Below are 24,692 nucleotides of genomic sequence, written 5' to 3'. Positions count from 1 at the left end.
CCGCGCGGCCCCCCTGGTTTCCCCCGCCCCCCTCCCGCGCGGGGGGGCGGGCCCCGGGCGCCCCCCCCCCCCCCCGACGGCCGTGACGCGGGGTTCCTAACCGTGGCGGCGCACCCGGAAGTCCACCCGGGTGACCCGGTCGTCGTGCACCGCCGCCGTGTGGGTGAGCGGTGCGTAACCCGGTGCCTCGGCCCGCAGGCCCTGGCGGCCGGAGCGGGGCAGGAACAGCGTGTACAGACCGTCACTCACGTTCGGATCGTCCGGAGTGGCGGCCGTGACCGCGGAGTTGTCCGGGGCCCGAGTGTCGAGGACGGTGGCGCCGACCACGCCCGCGCCGCTCCTCGCGTCCCGGACGGTGCCGACGGCCAGCCCGCCCGGGACCGGTTCCAGGAGGCGGCTCTGGAGGGTGACGTCGTCGAGCGCCCAGTAGTAGCCCCAGTCGGCCACGAAGTGGAAGCGCAGGCGCACGGATCGTTGCCCGGCGTACTGGCGCAGCGGCACGGCGACGCTCAGGTGGTCCTCCGAGCCGCCGACCCTCGGCCCGCCCCAGACGTTCTCCCAGGTCTTTCCGTCGTCCGTGCTGGCGTCCACGGTCATGTGCTGCTGGCTGAGGTTGGCCGTGTAGGCCGTCCGGAAGGTCAGCTCCGCGGACTGCGCGCCCGACAGATCGTAGGCCGGAGAGGTCAGCTGGCTGTCCTGGTGCGGTCCGAACGGTCCCTGGTCGCTCTCCACGACGGCGAAGGAACCGGTTCCTCCGGTGGCGTTGCCGCGCTGGATGGGATCGTCGAACTGCCATCCGTTGCCGGTGCCGGCGGCGTTCGTGACCGTCCAGCCGGCCGGAGCCGCGGTGCTGGAGTCGAAGGTCTCGGTCGCGTCGGCGCGGCGGGGGGTGTAGCCGACCGCGGTGGCGGCGTCCGGGTCGGCGGTCATGGCCACGTTCGCGGTCACCGGCCTGGCCGCCACCGTCACCGCTCGGGTGAGGGGTTCGTAGCCGGGCAGCGCGGCACTGACGTCCAGCTTGTAGCCGGCGTTCTTCGGCAGGGTGATGTCGTACGCGCCCGTCACCGGATCGGTCCAGGCCGGGGCCTCGGGCGACCCCTCGACGGAGAGGCGGGCGTAGAGCGGCCAGCCGTGTCCCGAGCCGTCCCTGACCGTGCCTCGGACGTGCACGCGCGGCAGCGGCGCCATGGCGACGTCGTGGGTCACCGCCTGGCCGTCGGCGATGTCGAGGGCGATCGGCGCGGTGGTGCGGTAGCCGAACGCCGTGACGGTCAGGCCGTCGACCCGGCCGGCGGGCAGGTTCAGGGAGTAGGTGCCGTCCTGGAGGGTCGTGGCGACGTCGAGGCCGGTGCCCACGGTGGCTCCGGCGACGGGCCGGCCGGTCCTGGCGTCCTTGACCACGCCGGAGACGGTGCCGCTCGGGCCGCTGCGGAACGCCGCCAGGCCGGACGGTGTGCCGAGTCCGGTCGGTCCGTCGTAACCGGCGCCCGCGGTGCACAGGTACGCGGTGTCGCAGGTGCCGTTCGATCCGCCGGTGATGTCGGTCAGGCCGGCGCCGCCCGCCGCGTAGGGATAGGAGTTCGGGTACGTGCCGGGACGCGGGCTGCCCGCCAGCGCGTACACGGCCGCGATCACGGGCGTGGCGACGCTGGTGCCGCCGTAGCGCTGCCAGCCCGTTCCGGTCGAGCCGAACGTGGAGTACACGGCAACGTTGTCAGCTACGGCCGAGACGTCGGCGACACTGCGGCCGGCGCAGCCGGTGTCCTTCTGGAAAGCGGGCTTCGGCTGATGTGTGGCGCATCCGGAGCCGGGCGCGTAGGTGTCGCGGTTCCAGACGGTCTCGGACCATCCGCGGGCACTGGACGGGTCGGCGACCAGGTCCGTGCCGCCGACCGAGGTCACCGTGGACAGGGTCGCGGGGAAGGCGACCCCGTATCCGTTGTCCCCGCTCGCCGCCACCACGGCGACACCGGGATGGTCGTAGGAGGCGCCGTACGTCGCCTGGTCGGTGTCGGAGTCACCGCTTCGGCCATAGGAGTTGGAGACGTACTTGGCGCCGAGGGCGACCGCTCTGTCGACCCCGGCCGCGAGGTTGTCGAGGCCGTCGTTGTCGGTCTCCACGAGGATGATGTGCGCCTGCGGGGCGGCGGCGGAGACCATCTCCAGGTCGAGGGCGATCTCACCGGCCCAGGAGTCGCTCGTCATGGGGTAGGCGGTACCGCCGCGCTGGTCCACCTTGTCGAAGCAGCCGTTCGCCGTGGTGCACGGCGGAAGCCCGAACTGGGCGCGGTAGACGGCGAGATCCGCTTCGGCGTTGGGGTTGTCGTACGCGTCGACGATCGCGATCGTCCGCCCCGCTCCGCCGTCGGACGGCAGGTCGTAGGCGCTGCGGATGTCCTGCGGTCCCAGCCCCGCCGGAGTCTGGGCCGCACTCAGGCGGGCCGTCCCGCCCGGTGTGCGCATGGCGTAGCAGGCCGCGTGCCCCGGGGCGGGGGTGCCGCCGCACAGGGGCGTGAGGTCGGCCCCGGAGACGTCGGTCTCGGCACCGGCCGTGCCGAGCCGCGTCGATGAGGCGGCCGGGTGCGGCTCGGGGCGGGTTCCGGCGTGCGCGGCGGGCTGGACACCCAGCAGGGCCACCGCCGCGGCGCCGAGGAGCGCGGCGCCGCGCCGCAGAGCGCGAAGCGCGGGATGCGCGGGAAAGCCGCTCTCCGCGCGTTTGGATGTCGTCATGTTCCACCTGTGGCGATATGGCCCTCATAAGAGGCCCCGTAGCGGGAAATGTGTATGCGCTGATGCGCAGCGCTAATTAGCTGCGGTGCACGGTGCGACTGTCAATGCGTGGCCTGTTACGAGTGCATGTCCCCGCTGCCAGTGGCCGGAAAAGGGGGAGTTGATGCATATTTTCGCGGTAGCTCGGCCGCTATGGGCTCGGTAAGCCGCATCGCGATTCTCACTTGTGCAGCCGCACGAATGTCCTGTCCTCCGCCATTGCCCATGCGGACCGCCCGGTTGCAGAATCAATTCGGGTGCGTACCTGGCGCGGCGGATATCCGGCTCTCCATTCGGGGCGAATTCCAATTGGTGCGCAGCGCCGCGACGGTATTCGGACGTGCCTCGCAGAGCGTCGGTGGGCGCCTTTCCGGCTGCGGCGGTCAGCGGGAGGCGAGAGGGGTCTCGGACTCGACTCGGGTGAGTTTTCCGGCGTTGCGGACGTAGTAGAGGCGGGTGACACGGGTGTTCTCGACGCTGAAGGCCAGCACGCCGTCGATGCCGCCGTCCACGCGCGGGACGAGTGCGGGGTTGCCGTTGACCGTGGTCGGCTCGCTGGTGAAGGTGCCACCGGCCTCGGCGACACTGCCGGCCAGGTAACGGAGCACCTTGTCGGCGCCGACGACCGGCCGCAGGGCCGCCAGCCTGAGGCCGCCGCCGTCGCTGACGAACACCACGTCCGGGGCGAGTACGTCGAGCAGTCCCTGGAGGTCTCCGGTCCCAGGCCCGTGGGAGGCGGTCGGCCGGCGGGGTCAGGTGCGGGGTGGGCGTCAGCCGGGGATGTCGCCGACGTCCCGTTGCCGGCCCCCGGGCGTGAGCGTCTTGCGGGTGACGGCGCAGATGCGGTCGATGGCATCGTCGACGGTCATGTCCCACAGCCGTGTGGGAACGTCTCCGACCGGGCCGACAAGGGGACCCTGGCCGCGGGCGGCGCCGACGGCCAGGGCGTGTCCGTCCGGGCCGGACGCCGCCGAGTCGATCCGGGTGAGAGTCCGCCCCTCGAGTACGGGCCGTGCGGGTCCGGTGCGGCCCACGGGACGCCCCGAGGCCGAGGAGGCTCCTGCGCAGTCGTGCGCGGGTTACTTCAGGTTGAGTACGTCTGCGGCCGACACCTTCAGCGAGGTGGTCGTGGTGCCGGGGAAGTACCAGCGCCAGCTGCCGGCCGACGCGACCGTCACCTTGGTGCTCAGCTTTCCGGCGTCGCCGGTGGTCACGGTCCTGACCGTGCTGTAGTGGGCGGCGCCCTTCTTGCGGAACTGGAGCTTGACCTGCTGCCCGGTGAACCCGTGGTAGTTCAGGTCTTCCCAGTTGGCCCGTGACAGCTTGCCGGTGATGGTGGCCTTGGCGCCCTTGGCGACCTTCTCGGGTGCGATCACCGTGGTGAGTCGAGCCGCCCGCTTGACCTTGTACTCGGCGATGTGGTCGCAGATCCAGTAGTCACCGTCGTTCGCCTTGACGGTGGCGTCGACCCGCCAGACCCCGGCGACCCTGTTGCTGTCGATGTCGTCGCTGTCGGGAATCCACGCGGGGACGATGGTGATGGTGGCCCGGCACACCGAGGTGGTCGAGCTCTTCTTCGTGCAGGACGAGTCGGAGTCCCAGGCCGCGAAGGTGTAGGCGTTCGTCTTGTTGAAGGTGAGGACGTCCGTGAGTTTCTTGACGCCCGAGTTGTCCTTGACGGTGATGTCGATCGGGTAGCGGATCGTCTTCGACGTTCCCACGATGACGTTGCCGCCGCCGTTGACGACGGTCTTCACCACCCGGACGTCGCCCCGCCCCTCCGCGTGCGCTCCGGTCGCCGTCGTCACCACCAGCGCCACCGCCCCGCCGGCCGCGGCCCAGGCCGTTCTGCCTCGCATGATCCTCCCCTTGTCGTGTGCGTGCGAGGAGAGGTTATGTGATCAGCGTCCTCGCCATGCCGCACGGATCCACCGGGGCCGCTGTGAGAGGGCTGTACTCGCGTCGAGCCGGGAGAACACGTGGACGTTGCTGAACACGAACTGAACCATCCCTGGGAAGGCGTTCTTGTCACGCCCGCGCGCGGCAGTGACGTCGGCGTTCTGGTCCTGGCCGGTTCCAGCGGACGTATCGAGCACGAGAGAGCACGCATCCTCGCCCGGCAGGGCGTCATCGCTCTGTCCATCCGTTGGTTCGGCGGACCAGGACAACCCCGGGGAATCTGTGAGATCCCCTTGGAGACCTTCACCGCCGCGGTCGACCTCCTCATCGCGAACGGGGCCCGGCGCGTCGGCATCCTCGGTGTCTCCAAGGGAGCTGAAGCAGCTCTGCTGACGTCCGTGCACGATCCGCGCGTGGACGTTGTCATCGCGGTGTCACCCACCTCGCGAGTCTGGTGCAATGTGGGCCCGGGCACGGATGGGGAGCAGCGCCCGTATCGCTCTTCGTGGACTTGGCAGGGGCAGTCTCTGCCTTTTGTTCCCATGGATGATTCCTGGACCCCCGCCGGCCCGGAAAGCGGTCCGGTCGCCATCCGTGGATGGTACGAAGCCAGCGAGCGGCGTTTCGCTCACCTGCTCCCTCGGGCGCAGATCCCCGTCGACAGAGCGCGGGCCGATCTGGTGCTCGTCGCCGGCGGCGACGACGCGATGTGGCCCTCTCTCCCCTTCGCCGAACAACTGGCGGCACGCCGGCGCTCAGCCGGGACCACCGCCCATCTGATCGCCCGCCAGGACGCCGGCCACCGACCACGCTTTCCCGGCGAGAGCCCGGCGTCGGCCTCCCCGCACTTCCTGTACGGAGGCACGCCAAGAGCGGACGCGCTCCTGGGAGAGGCTGCGTGGCCGCACATCCTCGACAGGCTGGCCATGACAGCTCCCTCCGGTTGGTGACCTGCCTGGGCCTCCCCCGAGGCGGCGAAGTACTCGTCGGCGACGGTCCGGTCCAGGGGCTCGCCCTCGGCCGCGGGCCCGCAGCCCGTGCAGCGGTGTTTCCCCGCGGCCTCGATACGGCATCCGGGCGATCACTCGGGCGTGATCAGCCAGAAGTCGGCAGAGGTGAGGAAGAGTCCTCCAGGGAGGCGCTGGTGCAACACGGCGCTCCGGACCCTGGAGGAGACGATCGTATGAACGGTAGCGGTGACGCTGACGAACATGTACCCGTGCTGATCGCCGGGGGAGCGCTCGTAGGACTGTCCGCATCGTTGTTCCTCGGGCGCCTCGGCATCCGCCACCAGGTCGTCGAACGCCGTACGACGCTGTCGGAGCACCCGCGCGGCCGGCGCACCAACATGCGGACGATGGAACTCTTCCGGACCGCGGGCCTGGAGCCGGCGATCCGCCGGGCGGCGGGAAACCTGTCCCACAACCGGGGCATCCTCCGGGTGGACACGCTGCACGGCGAACACCGCGAGTGGTTGCAGGCGCCGGTCACCGGCAGCCCGCCCGAGCACGGTCTCTGTTCCGCGGTTCGCTGCGACTGCCCCCAGAGCGACCTCGAACCGGTACTGCTGCGGGGCACCAGGGAACTCGGCGGGGACGTACGGTTCGCGACGGAGCTGACGTCGTTCACACAGGACGATCGCGGTGTGACGGCTGTCGTGCGCGAGACGGGATCCGGTGAATCCCGCACGCTGCGCGCGGACTACCTGATCGCCGCCGACGGCCCGCGCAGCACCGTCCGCGAGCGGCTCGGCATCGGGCAGACGGGACCGGGAGTCCTGTTCCACCGCCTCAGCGTCGTGTTCCGCAGCCGGATGTTGCGCGAGATGGTGGGGGAGGACCATTTCGTCCTGTGCTACGTCACCGATCCTGCCGGCCAGGGTGTGCTCCAGCCCGTGGACGACAAGGAGTGCTGGATCTTCCAGCTGCCCTGGTTCCCCGAGAAGGGACAGACGGCCGAGGACTTCACCGACGAACTGTGCACCGAGCACATCCGCGCGGCGGCCGGGATGCGCGACCTGGACATCGAGATCACCAGCAAGGCGCCCTGGTGCGCGGCGGAGCGGCTGGCGGACGGCTACCGCGACGGCAGGGTGTTCCTCGTCGGCGACTCGGCACACGAAATGCCGCCGACCGGAGCCTTCGGCGCCAACGTCGGCATTCAGGACGCACACAACCTCGCGTGGAAGGTCGCCGCCGTCCTGCGTGGCTGGGCGGACCCCCGCCTGCTCGACACCTACGAGGCCGAGCGCCGCCCGCTGGCCCAGGCCATCAGCACACGGTCGACCTCCCAGGCGCGCAGCGACCAGAACTCCGGCTACACCGCCAGGAAATCGGCGGGGTACTCCGAGGTGCCGATCACGGTGGCGCTCGGATACCGCTACACGTCCGCGGCGGTGGCCGGTGCCGGCGGACCCGTCGTCCCCGATCTGCTGCGCCTGTGCGCCGACCCGGGCAGCCGCGCCCCCCACATGCGGGTCGTACGCGGTGGTGAGGCCCTCTCCACCATCGACCTGTACGAGGTCTCCTTCGTCCTGCTCTGCGGGCGCCCGGACTGGGCCGAAGCCGCGCGCGGGACGGCCGGACGGCTGGGTGTGCCGATCGAGGCCTACCTCATGGGCAGGGGAGACGCATTCGACCTCGACACCGGAGAGGGCCCCGACTGGTCGGCCGTACACGGGACGACACCCGACGGCGCGGTCCTCGTGCGCCCGGACGGCTTCGTGGCCTGGCGATCCGACGACGGACCGGCAGCCGACGGACGTGAACTGGACGACGTGATCCGGCGGCTGCTCGGACGGTGAACGACGGCCCAGGTCGGCCGCTTCACGGGAGTGGGCGGCGGCCCATGGGCTCGTCCTGGTGCACCGGCGCCGGCATGCCGGCGACCGGCCACCGCCCTGGGCACGGAAGCGTGGCAGCACCCTGTGCGGCAGGTGAAGAGGTACGGCGTGCGGTTCACGCTGGCCACCGACCTGATGATGATCGCGCTCGGCGCCGCGCCGGCCCGGGACGCCGCGGCCGAACGCGTCCGCAACCCGCTCGGCGAACCCGAGGTGCGGCGCGCGGCAATGCACCGCCGGTCGGTCGTCACCGCCGTGACCGCTCTCACAGCGCTCTCACCAGCCGCGCCGACGTACCGAAGGAGGCGACCCCATGACGCAGGGAGAGCCGACGGCCGGAGACCGTCGATCGGGGTGAGGATCCGCGGGAAGCGATCCACGAAGTCTTCCGCGTCCTCGGAGTCCTCGGACGCGCCCTCGTCTGACCGGCGACGCCTGAACCCGCCCGCCCGATCCTGATCGAACCGGTGCAGGATCTGCCCGGCGTCGGCGGAACGTTCCAGCCTCGGCGAGGCGTGTCCGTGCATAGGGAAACTGAACACAAGAGCCGGCGCGAAGCCGTCACCGGTGTCGCGGGGTTCCTGACGGCGGTACTCGGTGCGCCGGCGGGTTTCGCGGTCTGGCTCCCGCACGGCCGGAAGGGCCTTCTCGGCGCGTTCGAGGGCGAGACCAACCCGGACGTGATCCTGCTGGGCCTGCCGGTCCTGGTGTTCGGCGGGACCGCCGCCGCCCTCGCTGCTCTCCCCGCCGTACGGAGCCGGCGGCGTGCCGCGCCCGGACTGGCGACGGCCGTCGCGGGGCTCGCCGCCCTCGGTTACGGCCTCGACGTCCTGGCCGGTCCGCGGGCGACACGGGACCGCGGGCGCCTTGCCGAGCTCGCGGTGAATCCACCGATCGTTCCAGCGGGATACGAGGAGCCGCCCCCGCAGCTGAGGTGCGTTCTTGCATCGGCTAATCGAACGAACTAGTCTGTCTGATTAAGGAGGTGCGGTCATGGTGACGCAGATCAGGAAGACGAAGTCCGAGGAGCGGATCCTCGCCGCGGCGGCCGAGCTGTTCTACGCGAACGGACTGCGCGGGGTGGGGATAGAGCAGGTCATCGCGGCGTCAGGCGTCGCGAAGTCGACGCTGTACGTGCACTTCCGCACCAAGGAGGAGCTGGTCGCGGCCTACCTGCGCAGGACGGACGACTCCTGGACGGCTCAGTTGCAGGGCGCCGCCGCTCGCGCGGGGGACGACCCGCGCGAGCAGCTCGTCGGGCTGTTCGACGCACTGACGGACGCCTTCGACCGGCACGGCTTTTTCGGATGCCCGTTCGTCAGCGCGGCGGTCGAGGCCGACCTCGACTCGGAGGCCCGGGCCATCACCGTGCAGCACACGCGACGCCGTCAGGCATGGCTGACCGAGGTGAGCGAGAAGGCCGGCGCAGCCACCCCCGAATCGCTGGCCCGGCACATCGGCCTCCTGATAGACGGTGCGCTGGCTTCCGGGCGCCTGCTCCAGGACCGCACCGTCGTGGACGAGGCGAAGTCCGCGGCTCGCCTGCTTGTCGCCGGCCACCTGTGATCGCACACCCGCGCGCGGTGGGACTGCGGCCGTCGGGCACCCGCGGCTTTCCGGGCAGTCCTTTCCGCGTCGCCCCCATATTCACCTGACAAGACGGAAAGAGGCGCAGTCATGCGCGCAGTGGTCCTGCAAGAGTTCGGCACTCCGCTGATCCTGAGCGAGGTCGAAAAGCCCACCGCCGGCCCGGGCCAGGTGCTGGTCAAAGTCGAGGCCAGCGGCGTCAACCCGCTGGACACCAAGATCCGGGCGGGCAAGGCCGCCCATGCCAAGAGCGCGCTGCCCGCCGTGCTCGGCATGGACCTCGCCGGCGTGGTCGAGGAAGTCGGCGCGGGCGTCACCGACTTCGCCCCCGGCGACGAGGTCTACGGCATGACCGGTGGCGTCGGTGGTCTGCAGGGCTCGCTCGCCGAATACGCCTCCGTCGACGCCCGCCTGCTCGCCCGCAAGCCGGCCTCGCTCACCATGCGCGAGGCCGCCGCCCTGCCTCTGGTCTTCATCACGGCCTGGGAGGGACTGGTCGACCGGGCGCGGGTCCACCCGGCGCAGAAGGTCCTCATCCACGGCGGTGCCGGCGGAATCGGCCACGTGGCCGTCCAGATCGCCCGTGCCCGCGGCGCCGAGGTCTTCGCCACCGCGTCGCCCGCGCGGCTGGAGGTCGTCAGGAGCCTGGGGGCGACGCCGATCGACTACACCACCACCGGCGTGGACGAGTACGTCGCCAAGTACACCGCGGGAGAGGGCTTCGACATCGTCTTCGACACCGTCGGCGGTCCGGTGCTCGACGAGTCCTTCACGGCGGCACGCACCTACACCGGACACGTCCTGAGCGCCCTGGGCTGGGGCACCCACAGCATCGCCCCTCTCTCCTTCCGCGGAGCCACCTACTCCGGTGTCTTCACCCTGTTGCCGATGCTGACCGGCCGCGGGCGGGAGCACCATGGAGAGATCATGCGTGAGGCGGCCGCGCTCGCCGACGCGGGGACACTCAAGCCCCGGCTCGATCCCCGGCAGTTCACGCTCGCCACCGTCGCCGACGCCCACGCGGCCGTGGAGAACGGCACCGCCCAGGGCAAGATCGTGGTCGACATCGACTGACGCTCGTCCATGCGCCACCGGCCGACCTGCAGACGCGTCCGACCACGGCCGGCCGACGACGTCGGTACCAAGGGCACGTACACGGCATGCGGTTCGGTCCAGCCGGTGAGTCGGGCGGACGTTGTGGCCGACCGGCACGTCGACGCATCTCCGACGCCGCCCGATGGGCGCTCGTGGCGTACATGCCGAGTATGCAGGTGCGGGTCGCCGTCCGGACATGCAACGCGTCCCGCACACCCAGTTGCGTCCTCCGTCGACAGGCGGCATGAATCCTCTCGGACCGGCCCGCGGGGCGGCTCTGGCGGTGGTCGCCGCCGCTGCCGCCGCAGTGTTCGGCCTCGCGGTGGCCGCTCCCGGCAGCGGCTCAGCCGTGGCGGCGGTCGGCGGGCAGAGCATCCGCCGAACCCGTCGGCCGCCGGGGCCCGGTACCTGCCGTCCAAGGTGGAGTCGCTCGCCGCCAACGAAAACCTCTGGAACTCCACCGTCTTCGTCCTCCACCACCTGCGGCTCGTCGAGACGGTCGCGCGGCCGGGGGACTGTCCGGACGCGGGCCGGTGAAGTGCACGCCGATCAGCAGGTGGCGGCGCCGGACCTCCGGTGACTGCACCGGCGCCCTTCGGTTGCCCGACCGATTGCCGGCCCCGTCCGACCCGCGGTTCGAGGCCTCCACCACGGCGGCGAACCGGGCCGCCCAGACCACCGCCGCGACCCGGCCGATGCCCGGCCCGGCCCAGTCGATGCCCCGGGCAGGAGCACGAGCACGGCCACGGGAACTGCTCCACGGCCTCCGCGACCGCCGGGCGGAGCACGCTTTCGCCCGGCGTTAGGATCACGGGCACGGCATCGCGTGTCGGTCACCGGCCGGGTGAGGCATGGAGGTGCCCGTGAGATTGCCTTGCGGAGGCATTCCACACATGTCAGTCGAGTTGAATCACACCATCGTCCATGCCCGGGACAACCGGGAGTCGGCAGAGTTCCTGGCGCACCTTCTGGGGCTTGAGGTCGGGGCCGAGTGGGGCCCGTTCATTCCCGTGACCACCGGCAACGGGGTCACCCTGGACTTCGCCGCGATCCCGCGGGAGTCGATCGCCGCGCAGCACTACGCGTTCCTCGTGTCCGACGAGGAGTTCGACGCGGCCTTCGAACGCATCCAGCGGGCCGGGATCACGTACTACGCCGATCCGCGTCTGCGGCAGCCTGGAGAGATCAACCACCATCATGGTGGGCGCGGTCTGTACTTCATGGATCCGGCCGGGCACGGCATGGAGATCATCACGCGGCCCTACGGCAGCCACGAGCAGTCACCGACGGCCTCGTGAGGCGGTGGTGGGCCAGGGCGCGCCCTGGCCCACCCGCTCCGGGGCCGACCGGACGTCAGCCGGTGAAGCGGACCAGCAGCACGGCGATGTCGTCGGCGCGCGGATTGCACGACGCGTCCCCGAGCAGCCTGTCCGTGAGGACTTCGATGTCGTCGTCCGGGGACTGTGCGAACCGGACCGCGAGCGCGGTCACGGCATCCCCGATGTCGACGCCGGGCGCCTCGACGAGGCCGTCGGTGTACAGGGCCAGCGCGGTGCCCGCGACCAACGGCATTTCCACGCACGGGTAGTCGGCGTCGGGCACGATGCCCAGCAGCGGTCCGGGCGGGAGCGCGAGGGCCTCGGTACGGCCGTCCGGACGGCGCAGCAGAGGCGGAAGATGGCCGGCCGTCGCGAACAGGACACGGCGTCGGGTGAGGTCGAACTGGAGGCAGAGGCAGCTGGCGAACAGACCGGTGCCGAAGTCGCACATCACCTGGTTGGTGCGGGCCAGCAGATCGTCCGGACCCATGCCCGCGACGGCGTGGGTGTGTACGGCGGTGCGCAGCTGGCCCATGACGGCCGCGGCCTGGACGTTGTGGCCCTGGACGTCGCCGATGACCGCCGTCACGCTGTTGCCTTCGCTGCGGATCAGGTCGTAGAAGTCGCCACCGACGTCCATGCCGAGTCCGGCGGGCAGGTAGCGGGCGGCGACGCTCAGGCCGGGGACCGTGGGCAGGCGTTTCGGCAGCAGACCGGTCTGCAGGGTGCGCGCGAGGTCGTCCTTGGCCTCGTGCAGACAGGCCCGGTCCAGGGCCTGGGCGACCAACCCGGCCATGGAGACCATGAGATGACGCTCCGCGGCAGGGAAGTCCCGGGTGTGGTCGAAGGACAGGACGAGCATTCCCACCGGCCGGCCGCGGATTACCAGTGGCAGGAACGCCCAGGCGTTCCTGGTGCCGTACTGGACCGCGTCCGGGTAGGCCCGCTTGAACTCGGCGAAGCTGCCGAAGAACAGCGGAGTATGACCGGTCAGCGCCTTCGCGGGCGGGTTGTCCGAGCCGAGGGAGTGGCCGTCGAAGAGGGACAGGAAGGCCGTGGTGTAACCGCGTTGGCCGACCACGTGCAGCCGTCCCTCGGACGCCGCCATCAGGATCAGGCCCGCGGCCCCGAAGGCGGGCAGGAGCTGGTTGGCGATGGTCTCCGCGACGTCCTTGACCCGCACGGTCTCCGTGAGCGCCGCCGCGAGGTGCATCAGCTGGTGGTAGGGCCTGACCTCGGTGTGTTCCGCAGGGGAGACGTGAGGGAGCCGGGCGGCCGACTGAGGGTGGGGGAGCGGGGTCATGTGGACGCTGACACCGCTCGCGTCGGGGTAGAGCTCGAAGCGCACACGTGCGTCAGGTGTCCGCCCGGCCGTGAAACGGACGGGCCGGTGGCCGATGACCGCGGCACGGAACCGCTCCTCGAAGGCGCTGTCACCGAGCCACGGCACACGTTCCCACGGCCGCCCGGCCGCCAGGTCCGCCGCCGGTACCCCGAGCAGACCGGCGGCCGCGTCGCCGACGAAGGAGATCCTGCCGTCCAGGTCCAGGGACAGGGCTCCCGGCAGACGGACGACGTAGTCGTAGGCCGCCAGCGCCTCGGCCGCTTCGGGTGGGCCGGGGCGGTCCGAGTCCACGGCCAGCGGACGCGCCCCGGACACCAGTGGATGCCCGCTCCGGCTCGCGCGCTCCAGCAACCGCCCCGCCTCCTGGCAGTACGCCTCGATCGCCGCCGATTCTCCCGCGCTCAGATCGCCGGGGTGCGACGGCGGCCACAGCAGGCAGACCGCACCCCGCACGGTGTCCGCGGCGACCATGGGGGCCGCCGCCACCATGTGCTCCGGCACCATGAGGGCGAGCCGGGGGTAGTGCATCGCCAGCACCTGGGGGTCGCCGACCCAGACCACGCGCCGCTCCCGCGTCGCCTCGGCCGCCGGGATCGACTCCTCCACATGGATCCGCGCCCACGGCGAGGCGACGGTCCAGGACATCCCGTACAGCATCGACAAGTGGAGAACCGGTTCCTCGGTCGGGAGGAGGAACACCATGGCGCTGGACGCGGCGGCGTCCTCGGTCAGGCGCCGCAGCAGCCGGGCCATGTCCGCCCAGTCCCGTTCGGAGCCCGAGGCGGCAGCCCACACCACTACCCTCACCGCCCTTCCTGAACTCAGGCGCGTTCAGGCGTCACACCTGGCCCACCGAGACGACAACATGACGTATACGGACAATAGCCCGATACCTCCGTTCGGTCGCGAAGACTCCGCGACGGCTCGCATGGGATCATGCGGCCATGAGCGGCGACCTGGACGTGAGTGCCCTGGCGATCAACGTCACGATTCCGGAGGGACTCCGCTGGACGGACACCCGCCGCGGTGAGGCGTTCACGCTGACCACGCTCAACGTCCGGCTCCTCCCCGACGGCCGGCTCGCCGCGAAGGCCTACGGCCGCCCGGTCGCCGGCGGCCGGGGCGCGTACGTCTCGTTCCCGGTCCCGGACGAGCCCGGACTGACGGCTCTGATCGCCGAGGCCGCCACCCGGGCCGGAGCGTTGTGGGAGGCGCACCGTGGCCTCGGCTGACCGCGGTGCGCCGGGGTGGTCAGACCGTCGTCCGGGGCGCCAGCATCCTCCTGGCCTCGGCGACCACCGCCGGGTCGGTGACGAAGTGCGTGTCCTGGCCGGCGGAGGAAGTGGAGGCGCCGAGCGGGACCCACGCGGCCCCGCGCCGTGGTTCCGCGCGCTGCTTCGCCGACAGGTGGACGGCGGCCACCCCGGCGGCCGCCAGCGCCGGGATGTCGGCCGGCCGTACCCCGCCGCCCGCCATCACCTGCACACCCGGCGCGGCCTCGACCATGGCTGCCAGACGCGCCAGCCCCTGCCCGGCGGCCGGCGCGCCGCCCGAGGTGAGCACCCGGGTGAGCCCCAGCGCGGGCAGCCTCGCCGCGGTGGCGACGGGGTCCGCGGACAGGTCGACCGCGCGGTGCAGCGTCACCTCGACGGGGCGCCCCGCGTCCTGGGCCGCCGCGGCGAGGCGGGTGACGGCGTCGGTGTCGAGACCGCCGTCGGCGTCAAGCGCGCCCACGACCACTCCGGAGGCACCGGAGGCGATCACGGACCGTACCTCGGCGACCATCAGGGCGACCTCCTCGGCGTCGTAGACGAAGTCGCCCGGACGGCACCGGACCAGTACCTGGACCGGCAGGCCCACGGCGGTGACCGTCTCGACCAGGGCGGCCGACGGGGTCAGGCCGCCCAGCTCCAGGCCGGTGCAGAGCTCGACGCGATCGGCTCCGTGGTTCAGGGCGACCCGGGCGCCCGCCGGTGAGGTGACGGCGATCTCCAGTTCGGGCACGCTGCGGTCGCTCACTCGTCGTTCCCGGTGAGCGGCTGGTCGGAGGCCGGGATGAGACGGGCCGTCAGGTCCGGCGCAGCCATGTCGCGGTCGAAGGGGAACATCGGGCGGCGGATGCGGCGGTGACCGAGGCGCACCAGGTCCTGGTCGACACCGCCGGGGGTGAGGGCCATCTTCCAGCCGACCGACATGTCGAACAGCTCGGGCTCCAGGTAGCCGATCTTGACGATCACGATGTCGGCGGAGCGCGGGTCGAGGCCGAGGTCGGTGAAGTCGTGCTCGTGGTGGTACGGCTTGCGCAGCGCGGTGAGGATCGCGTGCACGCTGCCGACGCGGACGACGACCTCGGTCCCGGCGTCCCGGTCGCCGTGCCGTATCGCGTGGACCACGCCGGTCAGGGTGACGGGTCCCGCGTGCCGGTCGTCGACCTCCGCGCCGGCGGTGACGGTGACCGTCGCCCCGACGCCCGCGGCGACGGCGGTCTCGATCGCGGCGGGTGCGGGCACCGAGGCGTAGATGACGACCGGCCCGTCCTCCTTCTGGAACTCGGGGCGCTCCAGCAGGCGGGTCAGCCCCCAGGTGACGTCGCCGGCGCCGCCCGCGGTCGGGTTGTCACCGGTGTCGCTGATGAAGTAGGGCCGCTGGTCGGAGGCGAGGGCCTCGTCGAGGAGGTCGTCGTAGGTGCCGGTCGGGGCCACGAAGTCGAAGTCGTCGCGGGCGTCCCAGAAGCCGCGGGCGAGGCGCTCGGCACCGGCCGAGACCGCGGCCGTGTCGTCGCCGGTGACGACCACCACCGCGCGGTTGCGGGGTTCGTCCGCCCAGGCGTAGCCCACCCAGATCGCCGCGTCCGTCACACCCGCGGTGGCCTCGACCTCGTCGACCGCCGCGTAGACGCTCTTCGCCGGTTCGATCCGGGTGGAGGTCTGTTCGCCGGCCAGCAGTACGGGGACCGGGACCCACGCCTTGACCGGCCGGGGGCCGCCCGATACCAGGAGGTCGACCAGGTTGCGCACGGCGCGCTCCTTGGTCTCCATGTGGTCCTCGTGCGGGGCCGTCCGGTAACAGGTGATCAGGTCGCTCTGGTGGGCGAGTTCACGGGAGACGTTGCCGTGCAGGTCCATCGAGGTGGAGACGATCACGTCCGGGCCCACGGTGGCGCGGATACGTTCCAGCAGCACGGCCTCGGCGTCGTCGACCCCCTCCACGGTCATGGCGCCGTGGATGTCGTACCAGAGACCGTCCAGCGGGGGGAGCGCGGCGAGGCGTTCGATCAGTTCGCCGGTGAGCGCGGTCCACGCGGCGGCGGTGACGGTGCCGCCCGGCAGCGACTTTCCGACCAGTGCGCCGTGCCATGCGGCGGCCTCGCGCAGCTCCTCGCCCGGGGCGAGGAAGGGGTACCGGTCGAACACCTCGTCGCCGCGCGAGGGATGGAAGGCGGGCGCCTCGGTGCGGGCGGGGGAGAAGGTCGAGGACTCGATGCCGAGGCCGGCGACGGCGATGACGGGGCGGGCGACGGCGGTGCGGGTGTGCGTCATGGCTCCTCGTACGGGGTGGTGCGGAGTGGGCGGTGCTGCGAAGGGGAGGTCTGCGGTGGCCGTCAGCCCCTTCTGGGGGGTAGGGCGGTGTGGAACCGGTCCGTGACGTCGCCACCGGCGTCGCCCAGGGCACGGGCCAGGGCGCGCTGGAGGGCGAAGAGTCCGACGCCGACCAGGCCGGCATCCGCGCCGAGGAGGGCCCGCTCGATGGTGAGGTGTTCGGTGGCCAGCGGGTGGCAGCTCTCGTAGAGCTGGCTGCGCACCGCGGCGACGAACGGCTCCAGCGTGGACAGGATGCCGCCGAGGTAGACGGCGTCCGGGTTGAAGAAGTTGACGTTGGCGGCCAGCACCCGGCCGAGGTGGTCGCCGGCCCGGCGGACGGCGCGGGTGGCCTCCGGATCGGAGTCGGTGGCCAGCTGGACCACGTCCTCGGTGCTGGCCACGTCCACCCCGCGTTCGTGCAGGATGCGCACGAGCGCGGCGCCGGACGCCACGGTCTCCAGGCAGCCGGTGTTGCCGCAGGAGCAGGGGATGTCCGCGCCGCCCTCGATCCGGATGTGGGTGATGTCGCCGGCCGCCCCGGTCGCACCCCGGTAGAGGTGCCCGTCGATGATGACGCCCGCGCCGATCGCCGACCCGATCTTCACCGTGATCGTCCGCCGGTGCTCGGCGGGCCGGACGCTCTGCTCCCCGACGGCCATGCAGTTGGCGTCGTTGTCGACGACGGCCGGGACGCCGAAGCGCTCCTCCAGCCAGGCGGCCACCGGGAACCGGTTCCAGCCGGGCATCCGGGAGGGCAGCACGACGGCGCCGGCGGCCACGTCCACCGGTCCGGGCAGGGAGAGTCCGACGCCCCGGAGCCGGTCGCGTCCCCGCTGCTGGGCGAGGGACTCCAGGTGCTCGGCGAGCCTCGGCAGCGCCGCCTCGGGGCCGTCGGCGATCTCGAAGGGCACGTTGGCGACGTCGCGGACCCCGTTGCCCGGCAGCACCACACCGATCCGGGCGTGCCGCCCGCCGACGTCCGCGGCCACGGCGTACTCGTCGGTGCTGCCGGCCCTGAGCACCCGGCGGGGGCGGCCCCCGGTCGAGGACTGGGTGCCCTCCTCGGCGATGAGCCCGCGCTCGACCAGCTCGGCCACCGTGAGGGAGATGGTGGAAGGGGCCGTGCCGAGGAGCTGCGCCAGCTCGGCGCGGGACGACGCCTGCCCCGACGCGACGAGTTCGAGGACCCGCGTGGCGAGGGCCGCGCCCTTCGGCACGGCGCCCTTGGTGTTCACGCCCTTGCTGCCCTTGCGGTCCCGTGCACTTATTTCAGTCATGTACGAAGTAACTTCCGCGGTGATGGGGTGTGCCGGAGACAGTACGCCCGTTCCGGCACGTGGGGAACGGTTCCGTGAGGGAACCGCGATCATCGACGCAGTGTCAATATCCAATAAATCGGTATAAAACGGGAGTAGTACGCGTCCGATGTGAGCGATTCCGACTTTCTTCGAGATCGCAGTAACTTACTTGTTATTCATTCTTGTTTGTTTGTTCGGCACGTCCGTCGTTGACTGTCGCCATACGCAGCGCCGATCCCGCGGCGCCGGTTTGGGTCCTCCCATGACGTTTGCGGGTCCTTTCACTCTGAGGAGAGCCATGTTCCTTGCTCCCACGGCCGCCGGCCGCCGCTGGGCCCTCGTCGCGGGTGCCGCCGTCATGACCGGCGCGCTGGTCACCGGCTGCTCCGGCGGCGGCACCTCGCCGTCCGGCCCGGCGTCGTCGGACACGATCAACTACGCGCTCCCGGCCAACTTCACGCCGAACTGGATCCTCCCGATCGGCACCGCCGCGCACCTCAACACCAACAACTCCTCCATCTCCCAGGCCGTCTGGGAGCCGCTGATCGCGTACGACGGCTCCACCGGCAAGGTCGGCTGGAACAAGGACAACTCGCTGGCGACCGACGCCAAGTTCGCCGCGGACAGCAAGAGCGTGACGATCACCCTCGGCCAGCGCCACTGGAGCGACGGCAAGCCGATCACCTCCCGCGACGTGGAGTTCTGGTTCAACCTCGTCAAGGCGAACAAGGCGGACTGGGCCAGCTACAGCCCCGGCAAGGCGCCGGACAACTGGACGTCCTTCAAGACGGTCGACGACACGCACTTCACGATCACCTTCGACAAGGCCTACAACCAGCAGTGGATGCTCGCCAACGAGCTGAGCATGATCCGCACGATCCCGCAGCACGCCTGGGACAAGACCAGCGAGTCGGGTGCCGTCTCCGACCTGGACCGCACCGCCGCCGGCGCCAAGCAGGTCTGGACGTACCTCAACAACGCCGCCAAGAAGATATCCGGCTACGCGACCGACCCGCTGTGGAAGACGGTCAGCGGCCCTTACACCATCAAGTCGTTCTCCACCGCGGGCCGGGTCGAACTCACCGCCAACGCCAAGTACGACGGCGGCGGCAAGGCCAACATCAAGAACGTCAACCTGCTGCCGTTCACCACCACCGAGGCCGAGGAGAACGCCCTCCGCGCCGGCACCGTCGACTACGGCTACATCAACGCCTCCGACCTGGGCCAGGAAGCGTCCTTCAAGGCCAAGGGCTACTCCGTGAAGCCGTGGAGCGGCTGGGCGATCACCTACATGCCGTACAACTTCAACAACCCGTCCATGGGACCGGTGTTCAAGCAGCTGTACGCCCGCCAGGCGATCCAGATGTCGGTCGACCAGCCCACCCTCTCCAAGGTGGTCTTCAACGGCAGCGCCGTCTCCACCTACGGGCCGATCCCGCAGGGCCAGGAGTCGTCCTTCGTCTCGGCCGACCAGAAGAACAACCCCTACCCCTTCGACACCGCCAAGGCGAAGAAGCTGCTCACCGACCACGGTTGGACCGAGCAGGGCGGCACGATGGTGTGCAACGCCCCCGGCACCGGTGCGAACCAGTGCGGCGCGGGCGTCGACAAGGGCACCAAGTTCGAGATGCAGGTGCTGTCCCAGTCCGGCTCGACCGTGACCGACAACATGATGAGCGCGCTCCAGTCGTCGTTCGCGAAGACCGGCATCAAGTTCGGCATCAAGACCGCCCCGGTCAACTCCGTGCTGTCGCAGGCCGGTCAGTGCAAGCCCAGCGATGCGAGCTGCTCCTGGCAGCTGTCCTTCTTCGGCACCGCGGGCAGCTGGTACTTCCCCGCCTACCCGAGCGGTGACTCGCTCTTCGCCACCGGCGGCGGCTCCAACTTCGGCAACTACTCCAACGCCGAGGTCGACAAGCTGATCACCCAGACCACGACGTCCTCCTCCGACGAGGCGGTGCAGAACTACAGCGCCGCACTCGCCAAGGACCTCCCCGTGATCTGGCTGCCGGAGCCCGACTACCAGATCTCCGTGGTCCGTGACGGGCTCGGCGGCTTCGCCCAGGACTCGCTCGCCAACTTCCACCCCGCCATGTGGAAGTGGACCAAGTAGGCCCGGTCGGTGCCCGCGCGGGCCGACGGCGGCCGGCCCACGGCCGGCCGCCCGAGGCCCGCGCACACCCCTCGCGCACCCGCGCCGCACCGACGTCCACGTCGCGGTGAGGCCCCTGTCCAGGTGACGCCCCGAGCGCCACAGAGACGAAGCGACCGGAAAACACATGAGCACTTCCTCGTACCTGATCAGACGCGTCCTCCAGGCCGTCGCGGTGATCGTCATCGTGACCGTCGTCGTCTTCGGCCTGCTGCACGCGCTCCCCGGAGGCCCCGCGCGCGGGATCCTCGGTCCCCAGGCCACCGCCCAGCAGATCGCGAGCTTCAACCACGAACAGGGCCTCGACAAGTCCCTGCCCGTGCAGTACTTCCACTACCTCGGCCGGCTGCTGCACGGCGACCTCGGGACCTCCTACACCCTGAACGAGCCGGTCTCCCAGCTCATCGGCGAACGGCTGCCGAAGACCCTGGTCCTCACCCTGCTGTCCGCTCTCGTGGGCCTCGTCCTCGCGATCCCGCTGGGCATGTGGCAGGCCGTGCGCCGCAACAAGGCCACGGACTACGTCATCACCACGCTCAGCTTCATCGCGTACTCCACGCCCGTGTACTTCCTCGGGCTGATCCTGGTACTGGTCTTCAGCCAGGAGCTGGCGTGGTTCCCCTCGCAGGCACCGCAGGGGGAGACCCTGGGGCAGGTGTTCTCCGAACCGCAGGGCCTGGTCCTGCCGGTGTTCGCGGGCGCGGCCTCCATGATCGCCGTGTTCAGCAGGTACATGCGGGCGGCCACCCTGGAGAACCTCTCCGAGGACTACGTCCGCACGGCCAGAGCGGGCGGCTCCCGCTCCCGCGCCATCCTGGCGCGGCATGTGTTCCGTAACTCGCTGACCCCCGTGGTGGCCATGCTCGGCTACTACATCCCCGTGCTCTTCGGCGGCGCGCTGGTCGTCGAGCAGCTGTTCAACTACCCCGGCATGGGGCTGCTGTTCTGGACGGCGGCACAGTCCTCCGACTACCCGGTCCTGCTGGGCTGCGTGCTGGTGATCGCCGTCGCCACCGTCACCGGGACGCTGCTCGCCGACATCGTCCAGCGGATCATCGACCCCCGAGTGAAGGCAGGCCGGGCATGAGCGCCGTCATCCAGCCGGACGCGGTCCCCACGAAGGCCGCAGCTCCGCGTGAGGCCACCGGCACGTGCCTCGCCGTCCGCCGCTTCCTGCGCAACAGGCTGGCCGTCGTGGGCCTCGCCGTCGTGGTCCTCTTCTTCCTGTTCTGCTTCGCCGGTCCGCTGGTGTACTCCACCGACCAGACCCACACCATGCTCGAACAGGTCAACCTCGCCCCCAGCGGCGCCCACTGGCTCGGCACCGACGCCGTCGGCCACGACGAGCTGGGCCGGCTCATGTACGGCGGCAAGGTCTCGCTGATCGTCGGCCTCGCCGCGGGCGTCCTCGCCACCTGCATCGGCACCCTGTGGGGTGCCGCCGCCGGCTACGCGGGCGGCTGGATCGACGCCGTCATGATGCGGATCGTCGACGCCGGCATCGCGATCCCGGCGCTGTTCATCCTGCTGGTGGTCTCCGCGATCACCACACCGGGCCTCGCCGGACTCGTCCTCATCCTCGGCCTGGTGTCCTGGCTGGTGCCCTCCCGGCTGGTCCGCGCCGAGACCCTGACCCTGAAGAACCGGGACTACGTCCTGACCCTGCGCGCCATCGGCGGCACGCACGCCCGGGCGATCCTGCGGCACATCCTGCCCAACTCGGTCTCCACCGTCATCGTCGCCGCCACCTTCCAGGTCGCAGACGCCATCCTGCTGGTCGCCTACGTCTCCTACCTGGGCATGGGAGTCCGGCCGCCGCAGACCGACTGGGGCGGCATGCTCTCCGCCGGCCTCACCGCCGCCTACTCCGGCTACTGGTGGCTGATCCTGCCGCCCGGCCTGGCCATCATCCTGGTGGTGTGGGCGTTCAACGCGATCGGGGACGGACTCCGCGACGCATTCGATGTGAGGGGACGCGGATGAGCGCCACCACCGACGGCTCCGCCGCCCGCACCGCGGCGGCCGAGCCGATCCTCGAACTCGACGGCCTCGGCGTCGTCTTCACCACCGAGACCGGCGACGTACCCGCGGTCAGGGGCGTGTCCCTCCAGGTCAGGCCCGGCGAGACGCTCGCCCTCGTCGGCGAGTCCGGCTCCGGCAAGTCGACCATCGCCCTTGCCGCGATGGGCCTGCTGACCGGCAACGCCCGGGCCACCGGCAGCGCCGTCATCGCCGGCACCCAGATCGTCGGCGCCTCGGAGAACGGTCTCGCGGCGCTGCGCGGCAAGACCGTCTCCATGGTGTTCCAGGAGCCGGCCACCGCACTCGACCCGCTCACCCGCATCGGGAAGCAGATCGCCGAAGTGATCCGCAACCACCGTGAGGTGAGCGCCAAGGACGCGGCCGCCGAAGCCGTCGACCTGCTGCGCCGGGTCGGCATCCCCGAGCCGGAAAGGCGCGCCGGCGCCTACCCGTTCCAGCTCTCCGGCGGACAGCGCCAGCGCGTCGTCATCGCGATGGCCATCGCCAACGAGCCCCGACTGCTCATCGCCGACGAGCCGACCACCGCCCTCGACGTGACCGTGCAGGCCGAGATCCTCGACCTGCTGCGCCGGCTCGCCGTCGAGACCGGCACCGGCGTGCTCCTCGTCACCCACAACATGGGCGTCGTCGCGGACTTCGCGGACCGGGTCGCCGTCATGTACCAGGGCGAGATCGTGGAGACCGGGGCGGTCGAGGACGTCCTGCTGCGCCCCGCCCACGACTACACCCGGCGCCTGCTGGCCGCCGTACCGCGGCTGTCGGTCGCGGAGACGGCCGCCTCGGCGAAGACCGAGCCGGTCACGGCGACGGCTGCCCGGCCGGGCGGCGGGCCGGTGGCCGACGCGGTGGTCGAACTGCGCGACATCAGCGTGGTGTTCGGCCGGGGCAAGACCGCCGTGCACGCCCTCGACGGGGTGTCCTTCCGGGTCGGCCCGGCGCAGACCCTCGGCCTGGTCGGCGAGTCCGGCTCCGGCAAGTCGACCGCCGCACGGGTCGCGCTCGGCCTGATCGGGCCCACCTCCGGAACCGTCTCCCTGTTCGGCACCGACCTGGGCCGCACCCGCGCCCGGGCCCGCCGCGTGCTGCGGGCCGGCATCGGAGTCGTCCTCCAGGATCCGGTGGCCTCCCTCGACGCCCGCATGACCATCGGCGAGTGCATCGCCGAACCCCTGCGCATACACCGCCGCGACCTGACCGCCAAGGACCGCCAGGCCAAGATCGCCGCCGTCCTCGACCAGGTACGGCTGCCCCGCGAGGTCGCGCGCCGCGCGCCGCGCGAACTCTCCGGCGGACAGCGCCAGCGGGTCAGCCTGGCCCGCGCCCTGGTGCTCGAACCCCGGCTGCTGGTCGCGGACGAACCCACCAGCGCGCTCGACGTGAGCGTGCAGGAAGCGGTCCTGGAGGTGATCACCGAACTCCAGGGCGAACTGGGCTTCGCCTGCCTCTTCGTCTCCCACGACCTCGCCGTCGTACAGCACTTCGCCCAGCACGTCGTCGTGATGCGCGCCGGACGTATCGAGGAGCAGGGCTCCACCGGAACGACCCTGCTGCATCCGGAGACCGACTACACCCGCCGTCTGCTGGCCGCCGTGCCGGTGCCCGACCCGGTGGTGCAGCGTGGCCGCAGGACCGAGCGCCTGGCCGCCCTCGCGGCCGGCCGTACGGAGGCCCAGGCGTGACCGGACCCCTTCTCTCCCCCCACACCCCGCAGGACCTCACGATGCGCACCTCCCCCCGGCCGCTGTTCGCCGGTATCGACATCGGCGGCACCACCACCCAGGTGGTGGTCTGCTCGGACGACCTGACGGTCCTCGGCCGGGCGGAGACGGCCACCCCGGCGCGGGAGGGCGGCGCGGCCATGATCGGCGCCGCGCTCGACGCCCTCGCCCCGCTGCTGGCCCGCACGCCGGGCCGTCTGGTGGGCGCCGGAGTCGGCGCCGCCGGGGTGGTGGACTCCGCGAACGGCCGCATCCTGGTCGCCAGCGACTCCTTCCACGGCTGGGCCGGCTTCGCCGTCACCGCCGCCGTCGAGGACGCCCTCGGTGTCCCCGCCTACCTGGACAACGACGTCAACGCCTTCCTCCACGGAGAGGTGAGCGGCGGGGCGGTGCGCGGCGAGACCGACGTGCTCGGCATGACCCTGGGGACCGGCGTCGGCGGCGCCCTGTGGACCAACGGCGCCCTGTACGCGGGACCGCACGGCGCCGCCGGCGAGATCGGGCACATCCCCGGCTTCGGAGACCTGCCCTGCTCGTGCGGTGGCCGCGGCCACCTGGAGACGCTGGCCTCCGGCCGTTCCATCGCGGCCCGCTACGCCGACCGCACCGGGCGTCGGCGTACGGCCCGTGAGGTCGCCGAAGCCGCGGCGAGCGGCGACGAGGACGCCCGTGAGGTGTACCGCGCGGCGGGGGCGGGCATCGCCCGTGCGATCGTGATCACGGCGGGCGTCGCCGACATCACGACGGTGGTCGTCGGGGGCGGCGTCACCCGGGCCTGGCCCTTGCTGGAACCGTTCATCCAGTCCGCTCTCGCCGCCGACCCCCCGGTCAGCGGTCACCCCGTACGCCTGGTCCGGGCCGCACTGGCCTCCGACGCCGTCCCGGTCGGCGCCGCCGCCCGCGTGCGAGGTGAACTGGGCGCGAAGTCGGGGGCGACGACGGCGTAACCGGGCGGGCGGACGGGCCGGCGGGCCGTCACACCCGGGCGTTCGCGGGGGACGGAGGGACCCTGGTGGTCCATCGTGCCCCGGAACCTGCGACCGG

The 24,692-nt window shown here is 71.5% G+C and carries 19 protein-coding genes and 1 pseudogene; 12 read left to right on the top strand and 8 right to left on the bottom strand.

From position 1 onward, the window contains the following. Window positions 1-96 precede the first annotated feature (96 nt). The 4 genes and pseudogenes from ACFXI4_RS14065 to ACFXI4_RS14050 all read right to left on the bottom strand — a co-directional run bounded on the left by ACFXI4_RS14065 (window position 97) and on the right by ACFXI4_RS14050 (window position 4,628). A complete protein-coding gene (locus tag ACFXI4_RS14065; RefSeq protein WP_384990243.1) occupies window positions 97-2,730 on the bottom strand; it encodes a carboxypeptidase regulatory-like domain-containing protein in 2,634 nt (877 codons plus the stop codon). Between the two features lie 422 nt (window positions 2,731-3,152). Further along, window positions 3,153-3,488 (bottom strand): annotated as a pseudogene (locus ACFXI4_RS14060) (RNA polymerase subunit sigma-24); the annotation flags it as partial. A gap of 51 nt (window positions 3,489-3,539) precedes the next feature. After that, on the bottom strand, window positions 3,540-3,803 hold the full coding sequence (locus ACFXI4_RS14055; RefSeq protein WP_384990242.1) for a hypothetical protein: 264 nt from the start codon (window positions 3,801-3,803) through the stop codon (window positions 3,540-3,542). Between the two features lie 45 nt (window positions 3,804-3,848). Beyond that, on the bottom strand, window positions 3,849-4,628 hold the full coding sequence (locus ACFXI4_RS14050) for a hypothetical protein (protein ID WP_384990241.1): 780 nt from the start codon (window positions 4,626-4,628) through the stop codon (window positions 3,849-3,851). A 120-nt stretch (window positions 4,629-4,748) separates the two neighbouring features. Here ACFXI4_RS14050 and ACFXI4_RS14045 point away from each other — a divergent pair, with 120 nt between their 5' ends. The 6 genes from ACFXI4_RS14045 to ACFXI4_RS14020 all read left to right on the top strand — a co-directional run bounded on the left by ACFXI4_RS14045 (window position 4,749) and on the right by ACFXI4_RS14020 (window position 11,490). Continuing rightward, window positions 4,749-5,618, top strand: coding sequence for an acyl-CoA thioester hydrolase/BAAT C-terminal domain-containing protein (locus tag ACFXI4_RS14045; protein ID WP_384990239.1), 870 nt, complete (start codon window positions 4,749-4,751; stop codon window positions 5,616-5,618). 233 nt (window positions 5,619-5,851) lie between these two features. Next, complete coding sequence (locus ACFXI4_RS14040) at window positions 5,852-7,471, top strand: FAD-dependent oxidoreductase (RefSeq protein WP_384990237.1); 1,620 nt, start codon at window positions 5,852-5,854, stop codon at window positions 7,469-7,471. A 560-nt stretch (window positions 7,472-8,031) separates the two neighbouring features. Continuing rightward, window positions 8,032-8,478: a hypothetical protein gene (locus ACFXI4_RS14035; RefSeq protein ID WP_384990235.1), complete on the top strand. Its 447-nt coding sequence runs from the start codon at window positions 8,032-8,034 to the stop codon at window positions 8,476-8,478. A gap of 25 nt (window positions 8,479-8,503) precedes the next feature. Then, complete coding sequence (locus ACFXI4_RS14030; RefSeq protein ID WP_362721664.1) at window positions 8,504-9,076, top strand: TetR/AcrR family transcriptional regulator; 573 nt, start codon at window positions 8,504-8,506, stop codon at window positions 9,074-9,076. Window positions 9,077-9,187: 111 nt separating this feature from the next. After that, window positions 9,188-10,171: a zinc-dependent alcohol dehydrogenase family protein gene (locus tag ACFXI4_RS14025; RefSeq protein ID WP_384990234.1), complete on the top strand. Its 984-nt coding sequence runs from the start codon at window positions 9,188-9,190 to the stop codon at window positions 10,169-10,171. A gap of 914 nt (window positions 10,172-11,085) precedes the next feature. Beyond that, a complete protein-coding gene (locus ACFXI4_RS14020) occupies window positions 11,086-11,490 on the top strand; it encodes a VOC family protein (protein ID WP_362721672.1) in 405 nt (134 codons plus the stop codon). 55 nt (window positions 11,491-11,545) lie between these two features. Here ACFXI4_RS14020 and ACFXI4_RS14015 read toward each other — a convergent pair whose 3' ends face one another. Next, window positions 11,546-13,663: a SpoIIE family protein phosphatase gene (locus tag ACFXI4_RS14015; RefSeq protein ID WP_384990231.1), complete on the bottom strand. Its 2,118-nt coding sequence runs from the start codon at window positions 13,661-13,663 to the stop codon at window positions 11,546-11,548. A gap of 137 nt (window positions 13,664-13,800) precedes the next feature. Between ACFXI4_RS14015 and ACFXI4_RS14010 the strand changes: the two genes are divergently transcribed. Further along, the gene (locus ACFXI4_RS14010; RefSeq protein ID WP_384990229.1) at window positions 13,801-14,088 is read left to right on the top strand and encodes a hypothetical protein; all 288 of its coding nucleotides are present in this window, start codon (window positions 13,801-13,803) and stop codon (window positions 14,086-14,088) included. A 19-nt stretch (window positions 14,089-14,107) separates the two neighbouring features. Here the strand turns inward: ACFXI4_RS14010 and ACFXI4_RS14005 are convergent, their stop codons facing one another. The 3 genes from ACFXI4_RS14005 to ACFXI4_RS13995 all read right to left on the bottom strand — a co-directional run bounded on the left by ACFXI4_RS14005 (window position 14,108) and on the right by ACFXI4_RS13995 (window position 17,714). After that, window positions 14,108-14,875, bottom strand: a complete 768-nt coding sequence (locus ACFXI4_RS14005) for a copper homeostasis protein CutC (RefSeq protein WP_384990227.1) — start codon at window positions 14,873-14,875, stop codon at window positions 14,108-14,110. Further along, the gene (locus ACFXI4_RS14000) at window positions 14,872-16,395 is read right to left on the bottom strand and encodes a M81 family metallopeptidase (protein ID WP_384990225.1); all 1,524 of its coding nucleotides are present in this window, start codon (window positions 16,393-16,395) and stop codon (window positions 14,872-14,874) included. Before ACFXI4_RS14000 ends, ACFXI4_RS14005 begins: the two co-directional genes overlap by 4 nt. 62 nt (window positions 16,396-16,457) lie before the next feature. Then, window positions 16,458-17,714 (bottom strand): ROK family protein, encoded by a 1,257-nt coding sequence (locus tag ACFXI4_RS13995; RefSeq protein WP_384990223.1) that lies wholly within the window; start codon window positions 17,712-17,714, stop codon window positions 16,458-16,460. Between the two features lie 319 nt (window positions 17,715-18,033). On the opposite strand from ACFXI4_RS13995, the gene ACFXI4_RS13990 reads away from it, so the two are divergent. From ACFXI4_RS13990 to ACFXI4_RS13970, 5 genes are all read left to right on the top strand, one after another. Beyond that, entirely contained in the window at window positions 18,034-19,848 is a 1,815-nt protein-coding gene (locus tag ACFXI4_RS13990; protein WP_384990221.1) for a peptide ABC transporter substrate-binding protein, read from the top strand. Between the two features lie 166 nt (window positions 19,849-20,014). Then, window positions 20,015-20,974, top strand: coding sequence for an ABC transporter permease (locus ACFXI4_RS13985; RefSeq protein ID WP_362730242.1), 960 nt, complete (start codon window positions 20,015-20,017; stop codon window positions 20,972-20,974). After that, the gene (locus tag ACFXI4_RS13980; protein WP_384990218.1) at window positions 20,971-21,870 is read left to right on the top strand and encodes an ABC transporter permease; all 900 of its coding nucleotides are present in this window, start codon (window positions 20,971-20,973) and stop codon (window positions 21,868-21,870) included. The genes ACFXI4_RS13985 and ACFXI4_RS13980 overlap by 4 nt, the downstream gene beginning before the upstream one ends. After that, the gene (locus ACFXI4_RS13975) at window positions 21,867-23,609 is read left to right on the top strand and encodes a dipeptide ABC transporter ATP-binding protein (RefSeq protein ID WP_384990216.1); all 1,743 of its coding nucleotides are present in this window, start codon (window positions 21,867-21,869) and stop codon (window positions 23,607-23,609) included. The genes ACFXI4_RS13980 and ACFXI4_RS13975 overlap by 4 nt, the downstream gene beginning before the upstream one ends. A gap of 41 nt (window positions 23,610-23,650) precedes the next feature. Next, window positions 23,651-24,595: an ROK family protein gene (locus ACFXI4_RS13970; protein ID WP_384990329.1), complete on the top strand. Its 945-nt coding sequence runs from the start codon at window positions 23,651-23,653 to the stop codon at window positions 24,593-24,595. The last annotated feature ends 97 nt before the right edge of the window (window positions 24,596-24,692 follow it).

Source organism: Streptomyces sp. NPDC059224, assembly GCF_042754285.1.
In the GTDB taxonomy this organism is placed as follows: Bacteria; Actinomycetota; Actinomycetes; order Streptomycetales; family Streptomycetaceae; genus Streptomyces.
Note: the sequence above shows the minus strand (reverse complement) of the source record. Positions and strands in the feature narration are given on the sequence as shown.

Bases quoted from the DNA above. Each gene is read 5' to 3' on its own strand.
- ACFXI4_RS13990 (WP_384990221.1), top strand. From the start codon at position 18,034: ATGTTCCTTGCTCCCACGGCCGCCGGCCGCCGCTGGGCCCTCGTCGCG.
- ACFXI4_RS13995 (WP_384990223.1), bottom strand. From the start codon at position 17,714: ATGACTGAAATAAGTGCACGGGACCGCAAGGGCAGCAAGGGCGTGAAC.
- ACFXI4_RS14020 (WP_362721672.1), top strand. From the start codon at position 11,086: ATGTCAGTCGAGTTGAATCACACCATCGTCCATGCCCGGGACAACCGG.
- ACFXI4_RS14025 (WP_384990234.1), top strand. From the start codon at position 9,188: ATGCGCGCAGTGGTCCTGCAAGAGTTCGGCACTCCGCTGATCCTGAGC.
- ACFXI4_RS14000 (WP_384990225.1), bottom strand. From the start codon at position 16,395: ATGACGCACACCCGCACCGCCGTCGCCCGCCCCGTCATCGCCGTCGCC.
- ACFXI4_RS13980 (WP_384990218.1), top strand. From the start codon at position 20,971: ATGAGCGCCGTCATCCAGCCGGACGCGGTCCCCACGAAGGCCGCAGCT.
- ACFXI4_RS14010 (WP_384990229.1), top strand. From the start codon at position 13,801: ATGAGCGGCGACCTGGACGTGAGTGCCCTGGCGATCAACGTCACGATT.
- ACFXI4_RS13975 (WP_384990216.1), top strand. From the start codon at position 21,867: ATGAGCGCCACCACCGACGGCTCCGCCGCCCGCACCGCGGCGGCCGAG.
- ACFXI4_RS14065 (WP_384990243.1), bottom strand. From the start codon at position 2,730: ATGACGACATCCAAACGCGCGGAGAGCGGCTTTCCCGCGCATCCCGCG.
- ACFXI4_RS14030 (WP_362721664.1), top strand. From the start codon at position 8,504: ATGGTGACGCAGATCAGGAAGACGAAGTCCGAGGAGCGGATCCTCGCC.
- ACFXI4_RS14050 (WP_384990241.1), bottom strand. From the start codon at position 4,628: ATGCGAGGCAGAACGGCCTGGGCCGCGGCCGGCGGGGCGGTGGCGCTG.
- ACFXI4_RS13985 (WP_362730242.1), top strand. From the start codon at position 20,015: ATGAGCACTTCCTCGTACCTGATCAGACGCGTCCTCCAGGCCGTCGCG.
- ACFXI4_RS14040 (WP_384990237.1), top strand. From the start codon at position 5,852: ATGAACGGTAGCGGTGACGCTGACGAACATGTACCCGTGCTGATCGCC.
- ACFXI4_RS13970 (WP_384990329.1), top strand. From the start codon at position 23,651: ATGCGCACCTCCCCCCGGCCGCTGTTCGCCGGTATCGACATCGGCGGC.